This is a genomic window from Drancourtella massiliensis, assembly GCF_016900655.1.
Lineage (GTDB): Bacteria > Bacillota > Clostridia > Lachnospirales > Lachnospiraceae > Sellimonas > Sellimonas catena.
This window is the reverse complement of the sequence record NZ_JACJKH010000140.1, coordinates 1-231: the sequence shown is the minus strand read 5'-3', so window position 1 is coordinate 231 and position 231 is coordinate 1. Positions and strand designations below refer to the sequence as shown.

Below are 231 nucleotides of genomic sequence, written 5' to 3'. Positions count from 1 at the left end.
AACGTCCCTTACTTCTTCCCTTAGAAAGGAGGTGATCCAGCCGCACCTTCCGATACGGCTACCTTGTTACGACTTCACCCCAGTTATCCGTCCCGCCTTCGACAGCTCCCTCCTGATGGTTGGGTCACTGGCTTCGGGCGTTACTGACTCCCATGGTGTGACGGGCGGTGTGTACAAGACCCGGGAACGTATTCACCGCGGCATGCTGATCCGCGATTACTAGCGATTCCA

The 231-nt window shown here is 56.7% G+C and carries 1 rRNA gene; it reads right to left on the bottom strand.

What is annotated here, in order from left to right:
- Window positions 1–24: 24 nt before the first annotated feature.
- Window positions 25–231, bottom strand: a 16S ribosomal RNA gene (locus H6A32_RS16100); the annotation flags it as partial.